Raw genomic sequence first — 12,190 nt, forward strand, 5'->3', positions numbered from 1 at the left:
CGGCCGCCGATGACGCGCGCCGGTGCTCGCGACTCTAGGATGGACACATCATGGATGAGGAAGCCTTCGACGACTACGACCGCGAACTCGAGCTTGCACTGTTCCGGGAGTACCGGGATGTGGTGTCGCAGTTCCAGTACGTCGTGGAGACCGAGCGCCGGTTCTACCTGGCCAATGACGTGAACGTCGTCCGTCGGGACACCGAGCACGACTTCTACTTCGAGATCTCCATGACGGACGTGTGGGTATGGGACATCTACCGCGCTGACCGCTTCGTGAAGGCCGTGCGCGTGCTCACGTTCAAGGACGTCAACGTCGAGGAGCTGCAGCGCAGGGAGTTCGAACTCCCGCAGGAGCTCTCGCTCGACGGTGAGTGACGGGTCGCCTCGTCGAGGCGAGGGTCTCGGAGTCCCTGCACATCTCACTGAAGAGGTGAATTCTCCCCAGCCGCTGTGAGTTCACCTCGGTCGGCCCGATCCTGGGTCCGTGCCCACGTGATGCTGGGCACATGGCAGCGAAGGATGAACTCGGAAAAGCGGGAGAAGACCGCGCGGCGCAGCATCTGAGGGGCAGCGGGTACACCGTGCTCGCGCGGAACTGGCGATGCGCACAGGGCGAGATCGACATCGTCGCCGTACGCGGTAGGCATCTCGCGGTGGTCGAGGTGAAGACCCGGCGAACGGACGCCTTCGGGCACCCGTTCGAGGCGATCGATGGGCGCAAGCGCCGCCGGCTCTGGCAACTCGGGCACGCCTGGGCGGCGGAGAATCCGGAGGCCGCGCATGGCCGAACCGTGCGGCTCGAAGCGATCGGGATCATCGGGCCGGATCCGAGCTCCGGCGCGCTCGAGCATCTCGTGGACATCGCGTGAGCACGGCACGCACCTGGGCTGTCGCGCTGACCGGAGTGGACGGGCACCTCGTCGAGGTCGAGGCCGACATGTCCAACCAGACCCCCGAGTTCCGGATCATCGGTCTTCCCGACAAGTCGCTGGGTGAAGCCGTGCAGCGCGTGCACAATGCGTGCAAGAACGCGGGTCTCGACCTGCCGCGTCGACGGCTCACCGTGAACCTGTCGCCCGCGAGCCTCCCGAAGCACGGCGCCGGATTCGACCTGGGAGTCGCCTTGGCCTGCCTCGCAGCGGGAGGAGCCGTTGAAGCGCGTTCCATCGCCCGCACGGTCCACATCGGCGAACTCGGGCTCGACGGCAGGATCCGCCCGGTGCCAGGCGTCCTCCCCTCGGTCTTCGCCGCGGCTCGAGCGGGGTTCGAGACGGTTATCGTGCCGCACGGGAACGAAGCGGAAGCGAAGCTGGTGCCCGGAGTCGACGTGCGGGCTGCAGGGTCACTCGCGGAGGTCGCGGTCTGGCACGGCGCCGATGTGGAAGTGCCCGAGGTCGAGTCCGTGAAGGTGGCATCGGATGAACTCCATGCACGCGACGCTCTCGACCTCGCCGACGTGATCGGGCAGGAGGAAGCTGTGGAGGCTCTCATCGTCGCCGCGGCGGGAGGGCACCACCTGCTCCTCAGCGGCCCGCCCGGCGCCGGGAAGACGATGCTCGCGCGGAGGCTACCCGGGATCATGCCCGCGCTCGATGAACAGGAGGCGCTCGAGGTCGCATCTGTTCGCTCGCTCAGTGGAGAACCGGTGTCCGCGCTGGACTCCCTCCCTCCGCTGGAGGCTCCGCACCACAGCGCGTCTGTCGCGGCGCTGGTCGGTGGCGGATCCCGGTTGGCAAGACCGGGAGCTGTCGCTCGCGCGCACCGTGGTGTGCTGTTCCTCGACGAGGCTGCCGAGTTCTCGCGCGTTGCTCTGGACGCCCTGCGGCAGCCGCTCGAGTCGGGTGTGATTGCCGTGCACCGTGCTGGATTCATCGCGACCTTCCCTGCGAAGTTCCAACTGGTCCTTGCGATGAACCCATGCCCCTGCGGAAACCACGGCGTGCGCGGCGCCGAGTGCGTGTGTCCTCCGATGGCGATCAGACGCTACTCGACTCGTCTATCCGGCCCGCTTCGCGATCGCATCGACATCGATCTCCAGGTGACTCGTGTCGCAGCATCCCGGGCGATGGGTGTCGAGAGGGCAGTGATGACCACGGACAAGGCGCGTGGCCTCGTCGCGGAAGCGCGGGCCAGAGCAGTGTCCCGATGGAGCAGCACACGATGGCGTCGTAACGCCGATGTGCCGGGCACCTGGCTGCGGCAGGGAGCGCTCCGGCTTCCTGCGTCGACCCGGTCTCCGCTGGATCGTGCCCTGGAGCGTGGCGCGCTCACGCTCCGCGGGTACGACCGCGTGCTCCGCGTCGCCTGGACCATGGCTGACCTGGCGGCGCTCGACATGCCAGGGACCGATGAGATCGGGCGCGCACTGCATCTTCGAAGGGGGCTGCCACGATGATCGACGTTCTCCTCAACGACCCCGAGCTCGTAACCCTCGCGGCGCAGGTCCATCCCGGTGGGAACGTGGACGAGTGCATCGCGCGCGCCGCGTGGACGGTGATCGCGGAGCCGGGCGATGCGGTGGCCGGCACTCTGATCCGTGAACTCGGCGCTGTGGCAGGACTCTCTGCGGCGCTGGGGCGCTCGTCATCACTGCTGCCCCCGGGCGCGACCAACGCAGCGGCGTCCCGCATGCTCGCCGAGGGACGGGCGCGTTGGCTCCCACGCGCGGAACCTCCGGCTGTGCGGACAGCCTTCCACGGAGCGGCCATCGCAGGTGCCCGGCTCCTGATCCCCGGCGACACCGGGTGGCCCCGCGCACTCGATGACCTGGGTCCCCACGCTCCCATTGCGCTGTGGGTACGAGGCCGTGTCGATCTCCTCCACCGTCACCCCCGGGTGTCCATCGTCGGCGCGCGCGCATCCACCGGGTACGGCGAGCACGTCGCCTCAGAGATCGCGGGTGATCTGGCCTCCACGGGTGCGGTGGTCGTGTCGGGTGGCGCGTACGGAATCGACGGTGCCGCCCACCGAGCTGCGTTGGGGGTGGGCGGCGCAACCGTCGCCTTCCTCGCCGGGGGAGTCGACCGCGAGTATCCAGCCGGTCATCAGACCCTCCTGAGACAGATCGCCGAAGAGGGCGCGCTGGTGAGCGAGCCGCCCTGCGGTATGGCGCCGACGAAGTGGAGGTTCCTCGCCAGAAACCGTCTGATCGCCGCGCTCGGACACGCGACGGTGGTCGTCGAGGCGGGGTGGCGGAGTGGATCGCTGAACACTGCCGGTCATGCTGCAACCCTCGGACGCCCGCTCGGTGCCGTTCCCGGAGCTGTGACTTCCGCTTCATCGGCCGGATGCCACCGGTTGCTGCGCGAGTACGACGCGCAGTGCGTCACTTCAGCCCAGGAGGTGCGAGAGCTGCTCGGCGGGATCGATCGCGAACCCGATATGAGTCAGAACGAGCAGGAGCAGGAGCCTCATCACCGTCGCGTCCTCGAGGTCATGAGCGATCGGAGACGGCTGTCGATCGACGAGGTAGCCCGTCGCTCGGGCCTGTCTCCGGAGTGCGTGAGGTCGGTACTGGGCCTTCTGCACCTGGAGGGAGATGTCGCGTTCGACAGTGCAGGGTGGCACCGCTCGCACGCGCACCGGCGCAGCTGATTCGACCGCATGACGACGGCGAGGCTGCCGAGGAGCGTGCTGGATCACGGCAAGCTGGAGACATGGACATCCCCGCGGCCGCAGACGCGTTTGCCGACCACCTGGAGAGGGTGCGTCGGCTGTCGGCCGCGACGGTGCGGGCCTATCGTTCCGACCTCCGCGACCTCGCTGCGTCCGCAGGGGGAATGGCGATCGAGGATGTGGATCTGGAGGTCCTCCGGGACTGGCTCTGGCACGCCACGCAGCGCGGAGATGCGCGGTCGACGCTCGCGCGACGTGCCGCGACAGCTCGATCCTTCTTCAGCTGGGCCCAGGAACAGGGGATCGTCCAACTCGACCCGAGCCTGCGACTCGTCGCGCCGAAGAGGGGAAGGACACTGCCGACGGTCGCCTCGCGAGACGCGATGTCCGAGCTCCTCGATGCGCATCGCACCGCAGCGGAGGACGGCGACCCTCTCGCGCTCCGCGACCATGCGATCCTGGAGCTCCTGTACGGCTCGGGTATCCGGGTGTCCGAACTCTGCGGTCTGGACATCGACGACCTCGACCTCGAACGCGGGACGGCGCGGGTGCTCGGAAAGGGAGACAAGGAGCGGGTCGTCCCATACGGGTCACCCGCGCGCGACGCGATGTCCGCTTATCTCAGACGCGCGAGGCCTGTCCTCGTCGCCCGGGCGCGCACCTTCACCCCGGCAGTGATCCTCGGAAGCCGCGGAGGACGCATCGGACCGCGAACAGTTTACGAGCTCGTCGCTCGTGTCCTCGGACCGATCGTGGGTGCGGAGACGATCGGTCCCCACGCACTGCGTCACACTGCCGCCACCCACCTCCTCGACGGCGGAGCGGACCTGCGGGCGGTGCAGGAGATCCTCGGGCATGCCAGCCTCGGCACCACGCAGATATACACGCACGTCTCGACCGAGCGCCTGACGGCCACCTACCGGCTCGCCCACCCCCGGGCGTGATCCCGGCGGCTTCGACAGCCGATCATGAGGCCACGCAGCAGGGGAGGAGCACCGCTCGCGGAACCTCACCGAAGAGCAGCAGCGGGTTGATGTAGTCGCCGTCCAGACGCACGCCGAGGTGGATCGCGCCGGGCGGTGTGTGTCCCCCTGAGTCGACCACTCCTATCGCCTGGCCCTCTGCGACGAGGTCGCCGACCACGAGTTCAGATCGCAACGGTTCGAACGTCGACACCAGCCCGCCGTCGTGCTCGATGGTGATGAGCTGCCGGTCCACGACGGTCCCACGGAAAGCGACGACTCCGTCAGCAGGTGCCGTCACTGTCGTCCCCATCGCGGCGCTGAGATCGACGCCACGATGTCCGGCGCCGTATCGATGTGCGGGAGCGCGGTAGGGCGCGACGACCGAGCGCGGTCCGGTGACCGGCCAGCTCCAGGCGGGTACGTCAGGCTCGTCGGAGCTCGCTGCCGTGCCCGGGGAGAGCATCACCGCGAAGACGCCCATCAAGACGGCGAGAAGGATCGCGGCGAGCAGGGACTGTGTTCTGGGTCTCGGGCGCATGAAGGCATCCTGATGGCTCGACGCTGCCGTGGTGCGCTACGCGCAGTGCTGGGTGCGCACCCCGGGAGTAAGACGTGACAGCACGCATCGGTGCAGAGGAAGATACCGTGCAGGGGAGCCGGCCCTCTGATCCTGTATGCTGGGGAGGCACCTCGATATCGAGGTGACTACGCGTGCCCAGAGCGACTCGTTTCGCGGCATCCACTCCCACAGGTCCTGTTCTTCGACAGGCGGGTGTGAGCCGGGCACCAGGAAGTCCGATCATCCGATCGGCTTGCAACCTCAACGGCGCAGGATCGCGCCAGAACAAGGAGACGACCATGGCTGTGGTCACCATCCGCCAGCTGCTCGACAGCGGCGTGCACTTCGGACACCAGACCCGTCGGTGGAACCCGAAGGTCAAGCGCTTCATCCTCACCGAGCGCAGCGGCATCCACATCATCGACCTCCAGCAGTCGCTCGGCTACATCGACAAGGCCTACGACTTCGTCAAGGAGACGGTCGCCCACGGCGGCACCATCCTCTTCGTCGGTACCAAGAAGCAGGCGCAGGAGATCCTCGCCGAGCAGGCCACGCGTGTCGGCCAGCCCTTCGTGAACCAGCGCTGGCTCGGCGGCCTCCTCACCAACTTCCAGACGATCTCGAAGCGTCTGGCCCGCATGAAGGAGCTCGAGGAGCTCGACTACGAGACCCCGGCGAACAGCGGCTTCACGAAGAAGGAGCTGCTTCTCAAGAAGCGCGAGCTCGACAAGCTGCACAAGTCGCTCGGTGGTATCCGCAACCTCACGAAGACGCCTTCGGCCATCTGGGTCGTCGACGCCAAGCGCGAGCACCTCGCCATCGACGAGGCCAAGAAGCTCGGCATCCCGGTGATCGGCATCCTCGACACCAACGCCGACCCGGACGACTTCCAGTACCCGATCCCCGGCAACGACGACGCGATCCGTTCGGTCTCGCTGCTCACCCGCATCATCGCAGACGCCGCGGCCGAGGGCCTGCAGCAGAAGCACAACCCGGAGACGGGCGACGCCGAGCCGCTCGCCGACTGGGAGAAGGAGCTCCTCGAGGCTCCCGTCCAGGAGTCCGCTGACGCCGCCGAGGTCACCTCCGCGGATGACGCTGCCGCCGTCGTCGAGACCCCTGCTGCTGACGAGACCGCTGCGGACGCGGCCGGTGCTGAGGCACACGACGAGGCGATCGCCGCCGCTTCCGGCGAGGAGACCGCTGAGGTCGCCGCCGCCGAGGCCGCTGACGCCAAGTAATCCCTCGTACACACACCTAACGAAGCAAGGAGCCACCACACATGGCCAACTTCACCATCGCTGACCTGAAGGCGCTGCGCGAGCAGCTCGGCACCGGAATGGTCGACACCAAGAAGGCGCTCGAGGAGGCTGACGGAGACGTCGCGAAGGCCACCGAGATCCTGCGTCTCAAGGGTGCGAAGGGCAACGCCAAGCGCGCTGACCGTTCGACCAGCGAGGGACTCATCGTCGCTCGCGAGCAGGATGGCGCTGTGACGCTCATCGAGCTCGCGTGCGAGACGGACTTCGTCGCGAAGAACGAGCGCTTCATCGCGCTGGCCGACAAGGTCGCCGACGCCGCTGCAGCAGTGAAGGCCGACTCGGTCGACGCCGCCCTCGCCGCATCCGCCGGTGACAAGAGCGTCGAGCAGGTCATCTCGGAAGAGGCCGCGATCATCGGCGAGAAGGTCGAGCTGCGTCGCGTGCGCACGATCTCCGGCGACAAGGTCGAGGTCTACCTGCACCGCACGAGCAAGGACCTGCCGCCGCAGATCGGTGTCGTCGTCGCCTACACGGGTGACGACGCCGAGACCGCGCGCAGCATCGCTCAGCACATCTCGTTCGCCAACCCGTCGTACCTGTCCCGCGAGGACGTGCCTGCGGATGCGGTCGAGAAGGAGCGCGAGATCGTCACCGAGATCTCCCGCAACGAGGGCAAGCCGGAAGCGGCTCTGCCGAAGATCGTCGAAGGCCGCGTCTCCGCGTTCATCAAGCAGGTCGCCCTGCTGGAGCAGGACTACGCCAAGGACAACAAGCTCTCTGTCGCCCAGGTGGCGAAGGACGCCGGTATCACCGTGACGGACTTCGCGCGCTTCAAGGTCGGCGCGTAGCAGCGTCGAAGGGGTTCGGATCATCGTGATCCGAACCCCTTCTTCATGCCCACGAGGCACTATCTTGAATCGGGACGAGAGGACACCCACCCATGACTGAACGCACCGGACGCCGCCGCGTCCTTCTCAAGCTCTCCGGAGAGGCATTCGGCGCCGGTCAGTTGGGTGTCAACCCCGACGTCGTCGGCCAGATCGCACGCGACATCGCCGCCGCGGTCGACCGTGTCGAGGTGGCGATCGTCGTCGGCGGAGGGAACTTCTTCCGCGGTGCCGAACTGAGCCAGCGCGGCATGGACCGCGGACGTGCCGACTACATGGGCATGCTCGGCACGGTGATGAACGCGCTCGCGCTGCAGGACTTCCTCGAGCAGGCCGGCGCCGCGACGCGTGTGCAGTCGGCGATCTCGATGACGCAGGTCGCGGAGCCCTACATCCCGCGGCGGGCCGAGCGGCACCTCGAGAAGGGGCGCGTCGTGATCTTCGGAGCCGGTGCCGGTCTTCCGTACTTCTCGACCGACACGGTTGCGGCGCAGCGGGCACTGGAGATCGGTGCAGAGGAGGTCCTCGTCGCCAAGAACGGTGTCGACGCCATCTACACGGCGGACCCGAACAAGCACGCCGACGCCGAGCGCATCGAGCGGGTCACCTACAGCGACGCGCTGCAGCGGGGGCTGAAGGTCGTCGACTCGACCGCGTTCAGCCTCTGCATGGACAACAACATGAACATGCGGGTCTTCGGCATGGAGCCGGCGGGCAATGTCACCCGCGCTCTGCTCGGGGACCCGATCGGCACACTGGTCACCACCTGAGTGTGCGACGGGCGGAGACGACTTCGCCCGATAGAATTTGCTGAACACCCCGACGATAGGAGTCACCGTGATCGCGGACGTCCTCGCTGAAACCACCACCCGCATGAACCGGGCGGTCGAAGCTGCCAAGGAGGACTTCTCCACGGTGCGCACCGGTCGTGCGAACCCGCAGATGTTCCAGAAGGTCCTCGTGGACTACTACGGCACCCCCACGCCGATCGCGCAGCTCGCATCTCTGGCCAACCAGGAAGCTCGTACGCTCATCATCACGCCGTACGACAAGTCCGCTCTCAAGGCGATCGAGCAGGCGATCCGCGACATGCCGAACCTCGGCGCGAACCCCACGAACGACGGCAACCTCGTGCGTGTGACGATGCCGGAGCTCACCGCTGAGCGTCGCAAGGAGTACGTCAAGCTCGTCAAGACCAAGGCGGAGGACGCGAAGGTCCACGTCCGTGGTATCCGCCGCAAGGCGAAGGACGAGCTCGACGCGCTCAAGAGCGAGCTGGGCGAGGACGAGATCGCACGCGGTGAGAAGGAGCTCGATGTCCTGACGCGCCAGCATGTCGATCTCATCGACGACGCGCTGAAGCGCAAAGAGGCAGAACTCCTCGAGGTGTAGTCGGGATGTCTGACGAAACGCGAGATGCCGACGACGACAAGCCGTTCGCGCGCCGCGACGCGCACCACGGCACGCCGTCCGGAGGCGTCCCGCTCGTCGACGCGGCATTCCCGTCCTTCGACAGCGCGGCCGTACCACCGCGGCCCCCGCTGCCCACGCCCCCGTCGCCGGCGCTTTCGGAGCCCACGGCCACCGGGGGAGCGGGTCCGCTGGACACGGCTGACCACAACGCCATCCGCGAGCAATGGCGGGCGGCGAGGGATGAGCTGGGCAGCCACGTCTCGCACGCGCGCGACCAGCTCGATCAGGCGAACGAGCGCATCAAGGAGCGCACGGGCAGGGACCTCATCCTCGCCACCGTGATCGGTCTCGCATTCGGTGCCGCGCTGCTCGGGTCGCTGCTGTTCCTCAAGGTGCTCTTCGTGCCGTTCGCTCTCGCGGCCGCCTTGCTGGGCGTCTACGAGCTCTCGAGGGCCCTACGCGGCTCCGGTCGGCGTGTCGACGTGGTGCCGCAGTTGATCGCGGCGACCTTCCTGGTGCTGTCGGCGTACTTCGCGGAGCCGTGGCTCTGCTGGGTGATGCTGTTCGTGTCGGTTGCCTTCGTCATCGTCTGGCGGCTCATCGCCCAGATGGTCGAGAAGGACGGTCGAACGTATGGCGACGTCCTCGCCGATGCGGTGATCAGCGGTTTCGTTCAGGTGTACGTTCCTTTTCTCGCGGGCATCGCGCTCATCCTGCTCAAGCAGGAGGGCGGAGAGTGGTGGGTGCTCAGCTTCATCGCGATAGCCGTGGCCGCTGACACGGGCGCCTATGCCGCCGGCCTGGCGTTCGGGCGACACCCGATGGCGCCGAAGATCAGTCCGAAGAAGACCTGGGAGGGCTTCGGCGGTGCCGTCGCCGCGTCGATCGCCGCCGGCATACTGCTCGCGATCTTCCTTCTGGAGCTGCCGTGGTGGTGCGGTCTGGTGTTCGGCGCATCGATACTGCTCTCTGCCACGCTCGGGGACCTGGGCGAGTCCATGCTGAAGCGCGACCTCGGCATCAAGGACATGAGTTCATGGCTGCCTGGTCACGGCGGTCTGCTGGATCGCCTCGACAGCATCCTCCCCTCCACCATCCCCGCACTGTGCCTCTACTTCCTCTTCTCCCCTTGGGTGGTTCTGTGATGAACGAAGACCAGCTCGACGAACAGCCGACGCAGTCTCCTCCGGCGTTCGCAGTCACGTCCGGTCGTGTGCGCGGTTATCATCGCGCGGCGGTCGACACTTTCCTCGCCTCGGCTCGTCGCGCCTTCGAGCAGGGCGGCGACACTCTCAGCGCGGACGACGTGCGGACGGCCTCGTTCCCTCTCGTCAAGAACGGCTACGTGGTGGCCGACGTCGATGCTGCGCTCGGCCGCGTCGAGGACGCCTTCGCCGCGCGCGAGCGCGAGCGCGTGGTGCGTGCGCAGGGAGCGGGCGCCTGGGTCGAGCGGGCGAGAGAGGACGCGCAGGTCATCCTGGATCATCTGGCACGCCCGCGTCGGCACCGTTTCGCTCGCACCGGCGTACTCACGTTCGGTTACCGCCTCGACGAGGTCGACCACGTGTCGACCCGCATCGTGCGATACCTGCGCGATGGGGATGCCCTGACCGCCGAACAGCTGCGGTCTGCGGCCTTCCGGATGCAGCGCGGCGGATACCGCGAAGAGCAGGTGGATGCGCTCCTCGACGCGACGATCGACGTCATTCTCGCGGTTCGCTGAGGTTCCTGATGGTCGTTTCAGGAGACCTTGCGTAGACTGTCCTTCATCGTGAACTCCCGAAACGACATGAATCTCGACAGAAACGACCGTTCGCCTGTGCCCGCAGCGAAGGCCGCTTCGGCGCGTACCGGCACCCGACGCTGGTCTCGGAGCCGCGGCGTGGTCGGTGTCGTCAGCGCACTCGCGGTCGTCGGTTTCGCCGGCGCACTGGTCGCTCCGACCGGGGTGGCGCTGGCCGCCCCGGCGCCGGAGGCGTCGCCGGACTCTGCGTATTCGCTGGCTCTCGCTGATACGCAGAACCTCACCGTCACCATCGAGGGCGCCGAGATCGCCCCGGTGGTACGCGGGAGCTTCGACGTCTACGTGAAGCCGAAGCCCGCTCCCGTCCCCACGGTGGCGGCAGCTCCCAAGACCGGTTCGACGGGCGGGTCGTCCCGTGCGGCGCTCGCTCCGTACACGGGCGGTGGCGCTCCCGCGGAGTGGATGGCAGCCGCCGGTATCGCGCAGAGCGACTGGCAGTACGTCGACTACGTCGTCTCTCGAGAGAGCGGCTGGAACCCGAACGCCACGAACAAGTCTTCCGGCGCGTGCGGTCTGGTGCAGGCGTTGCCCTGCAGCAAGGTCCCGGGCAACGGCTACGATCCGGTCGACAACCTGCGCTGGGCCACGGGCTACGCCACCGGCCGCTACGGCAGCTGGGCGGGGGCCTACAACTTCTGGGTCAACAACCACTGGTGGTGAGCAGGCACGATGCCCCGCTCCCGCAGACGCCCTTCGGCGCGCCCTGATCCGGACGACTCGTTCGACCGTCTTCTCGCAGGCTGGAAGCGGACCGAGACGCGTCGTGGCAGTGAGTGGACAGTCCAGCCGGTGTCTGCAGCACAGGCGCAGAAGGAGTACGTGTGCCCGGGCTGCAGCCGTGGCATCGTGGCCGGCACCGCCCATCTCGTGGCGTGGCGCGCAGACGGGGTCCTCGGAGACGCGGCGGATCTGGCGGCTCGCCGGCACTGGCACACTCACTGTTGGAGGCTTGCATGACCATCGAGATCCGTGGACCGCTGGAGCTGCCGGCACGACGCGAGGACATCGAGCTGACCACCGCCGACGGTCTCACTCTGGTCGGTGAGCTCGCTCAGCCCGAGGACACACCGCCCGTCGCGACGCTCGTGACGTTGCACCCGCTGCCGACCGCCGGTGGATTCATGGACTCTCACATCATCCGCAAGGCGGCCGCACGGCTCCCCGCCCTGGCGGATCTCGCCGTCCTGCGGTTCAATACGCGAGGAACCACTTCCCCGCGAGGCACGAGCGACGGCAGCTTCGACGGGGGAGCTGCTGAACAGTTCGACGTCGCCGCGGCGATGGACTTCGTCCGCGACCGGGCCCTGCCGCGTCCCTGGCTTCTCGGGTGGTCTTTCGGCACCGAGCTCGCCCTGAAGTACGGCAGGGAGCACGACGTGGAGGGGATCATCCTCCTCTCGCCGCCGTTGCACCGCGCGACGCCGGAAGAGGTCGCGGCCTGGGCGTCGGCCGACTGCCCCGTCGTGATCCTGGTGCCGGAACTGGACGACTACCTGCGACCTGCCGAGGCCAGGGAGCGTTTCGCCTCGATCCCGCACGCGACGCTCATCGCGGTGGAAGGCGGAAAGCACCTCTGGGTGGGAGAGACGCAGACGCGGCGTGTGCTCACGGAGATCGTCGCGGCGGTCAATCCCTCTGCGCTGCCCCTCGCCACCCACTGGCCGGCCGACGACTGAGCGCCGA

15 protein-coding genes are annotated in these 12,190 nt (G+C 67.7%); 14 read left to right on the top strand and 1 reads right to left on the bottom strand.

All coding sequences use genetic code 11. From position 1 onward, the window contains the following. Window positions 1–50 precede the first annotated feature (50 nt). The 5 genes from RN51_RS17015 (at window position 51) to RN51_RS17035 (ending at window position 4,561) form a co-directional block, all read left to right on the top strand. Window positions 51–377, top strand: coding sequence for a DUF2469 family protein (locus RN51_RS17015; protein ID WP_045265213.1), 327 nt, complete (start codon window positions 51–53; stop codon window positions 375–377). 131 nt (window positions 378–508) lie between these two features. Next, a complete protein-coding gene (locus tag RN51_RS17020) occupies window positions 509–871 on the top strand; it encodes a YraN family protein (protein ID WP_045265214.1) in 363 nt (120 codons plus the stop codon). Further along, a complete protein-coding gene (locus tag RN51_RS17025) occupies window positions 868–2,397 on the top strand; it encodes a YifB family Mg chelatase-like AAA ATPase (RefSeq protein ID WP_045265215.1) in 1,530 nt (509 codons plus the stop codon). Before RN51_RS17020 ends, RN51_RS17025 begins: the two co-directional genes overlap by 4 nt. Continuing rightward, the gene (gene dprA / locus RN51_RS17030) at window positions 2,394–3,596 is read left to right on the top strand and encodes a DNA-processing protein DprA (RefSeq protein ID WP_045265216.1); all 1,203 of its coding nucleotides are present in this window, start codon (window positions 2,394–2,396) and stop codon (window positions 3,594–3,596) included. The genes RN51_RS17025 and dprA overlap by 4 nt, the downstream gene beginning before the upstream one ends. Before the next feature lie 62 nt (window positions 3,597–3,658). Continuing rightward, a complete protein-coding gene (locus RN51_RS17035) occupies window positions 3,659–4,561 on the top strand; it encodes a tyrosine recombinase XerC (protein ID WP_045265384.1) in 903 nt (300 codons plus the stop codon). 22 nt (window positions 4,562–4,583) lie between these two features. Here RN51_RS17035 and RN51_RS17040 read toward each other — a convergent pair whose 3' ends face one another. Continuing rightward, window positions 4,584–5,120, bottom strand: coding sequence for a murein hydrolase activator EnvC family protein (locus tag RN51_RS17040; RefSeq protein ID WP_045265217.1), 537 nt, complete (start codon window positions 5,118–5,120; stop codon window positions 4,584–4,586). A 320-nt stretch (window positions 5,121–5,440) separates the two neighbouring features. Here RN51_RS17040 and rpsB point away from each other — a divergent pair, with 320 nt between their 5' ends. From rpsB to RN51_RS17080, 9 genes are all read left to right on the top strand, one after another. Beyond that, on the top strand, window positions 5,441–6,382 hold the full coding sequence (gene rpsB / locus RN51_RS17045) for a 30S ribosomal protein S2 (protein WP_045265218.1): 942 nt from the start codon (window positions 5,441–5,443) through the stop codon (window positions 6,380–6,382). A 41-nt stretch (window positions 6,383–6,423) separates the two neighbouring features. Next, window positions 6,424–7,251: a translation elongation factor Ts gene (tsf, locus tag RN51_RS17050; protein ID WP_045265219.1), complete on the top strand. Its 828-nt coding sequence runs from the start codon at window positions 6,424–6,426 to the stop codon at window positions 7,249–7,251. A gap of 92 nt (window positions 7,252–7,343) precedes the next feature. Further along, a complete protein-coding gene (gene pyrH, locus RN51_RS17055; protein ID WP_045265220.1) occupies window positions 7,344–8,060 on the top strand; it encodes a UMP kinase in 717 nt (238 codons plus the stop codon). 67 nt (window positions 8,061–8,127) lie between these two features. Then, on the top strand, window positions 8,128–8,682 hold the full coding sequence (gene frr, locus RN51_RS17060; RefSeq protein ID WP_017830710.1) for a ribosome recycling factor: 555 nt from the start codon (window positions 8,128–8,130) through the stop codon (window positions 8,680–8,682). 5 nt (window positions 8,683–8,687) lie between these two features. Next, window positions 8,688–9,848 (top strand): phosphatidate cytidylyltransferase, encoded by a 1,161-nt coding sequence (locus tag RN51_RS17065; protein WP_045265221.1) that lies wholly within the window; start codon window positions 8,688–8,690, stop codon window positions 9,846–9,848. Continuing rightward, window positions 9,848–10,426 carry a DivIVA domain-containing protein gene (locus RN51_RS17070; protein WP_045265222.1) on the top strand — a complete coding sequence of 193 codons (579 nt, stop codon included), beginning with the start codon at window positions 9,848–9,850 and terminating at the stop codon, window positions 10,424–10,426. The genes RN51_RS17065 and RN51_RS17070 overlap by 1 nt, the downstream gene beginning before the upstream one ends. Window positions 10,427–10,492: 66 nt before the next feature. After that, a complete protein-coding gene (locus tag RN51_RS17075; RefSeq protein WP_197073281.1) occupies window positions 10,493–11,167 on the top strand; it encodes a transglycosylase SLT domain-containing protein in 675 nt (224 codons plus the stop codon). A 9-nt stretch (window positions 11,168–11,176) separates the two neighbouring features. Continuing rightward, a complete protein-coding gene (locus RN51_RS18755) occupies window positions 11,177–11,464 on the top strand; it encodes a hypothetical protein (protein ID WP_082066637.1) in 288 nt (95 codons plus the stop codon). Further along, on the top strand, window positions 11,461–12,183 hold the full coding sequence (locus RN51_RS17080) for an alpha/beta hydrolase (protein ID WP_045265223.1): 723 nt from the start codon (window positions 11,461–11,463) through the stop codon (window positions 12,181–12,183). The genes RN51_RS18755 and RN51_RS17080 overlap by 4 nt, the downstream gene beginning before the upstream one ends. The last annotated feature ends 7 nt before the right edge of the window (window positions 12,184–12,190 follow it).

The sequence above is a fragment of the Microbacterium oxydans genome, from assembly GCF_000956405.1.
In the GTDB taxonomy this organism is placed as follows: Bacteria; Actinomycetota; Actinomycetes; order Actinomycetales; family Microbacteriaceae; genus Microbacterium; species Microbacterium oxydans_C.

Excerpts from the sequence above, each read along its gene's own strand:
- RN51_RS17015 (WP_045265213.1), top strand. The coding sequence starts at position 51 with ATGGATGAGGAAGCCTTCGACGACTACGACCGCGAACTCGAGCTTGCA.
- RN51_RS17020 (WP_045265214.1), top strand. The coding sequence starts at position 509 with ATGGCAGCGAAGGATGAACTCGGAAAAGCGGGAGAAGACCGCGCGGCG.
- dprA (WP_045265216.1), top strand. The coding sequence starts at position 2,394 with ATGATCGACGTTCTCCTCAACGACCCCGAGCTCGTAACCCTCGCGGCG.
- RN51_RS17035 (WP_045265384.1), top strand. The coding sequence starts at position 3,659 with ATGGACATCCCCGCGGCCGCAGACGCGTTTGCCGACCACCTGGAGAGG.
- RN51_RS17040 (WP_045265217.1), bottom strand. The coding sequence starts at position 5,120 with ATGCGCCCGAGACCCAGAACACAGTCCCTGCTCGCCGCGATCCTTCTC.
- rpsB (WP_045265218.1), top strand. The coding sequence starts at position 5,441 with ATGGCTGTGGTCACCATCCGCCAGCTGCTCGACAGCGGCGTGCACTTC.
- tsf (WP_045265219.1), top strand. The coding sequence starts at position 6,424 with ATGGCCAACTTCACCATCGCTGACCTGAAGGCGCTGCGCGAGCAGCTC.
- pyrH (WP_045265220.1), top strand. The coding sequence starts at position 7,344 with ATGACTGAACGCACCGGACGCCGCCGCGTCCTTCTCAAGCTCTCCGGA.
- RN51_RS17065 (WP_045265221.1), top strand. The coding sequence starts at position 8,688 with ATGTCTGACGAAACGCGAGATGCCGACGACGACAAGCCGTTCGCGCGC.
- RN51_RS17070 (WP_045265222.1), top strand. The coding sequence starts at position 9,848 with ATGAACGAAGACCAGCTCGACGAACAGCCGACGCAGTCTCCTCCGGCG.
- RN51_RS17075 (WP_197073281.1), top strand. The coding sequence starts at position 10,493 with ATGAATCTCGACAGAAACGACCGTTCGCCTGTGCCCGCAGCGAAGGCC.
- RN51_RS18755 (WP_082066637.1), top strand. The coding sequence starts at position 11,177 with ATGCCCCGCTCCCGCAGACGCCCTTCGGCGCGCCCTGATCCGGACGAC.
- RN51_RS17080 (WP_045265223.1), top strand. The coding sequence starts at position 11,461 with ATGACCATCGAGATCCGTGGACCGCTGGAGCTGCCGGCACGACGCGAG.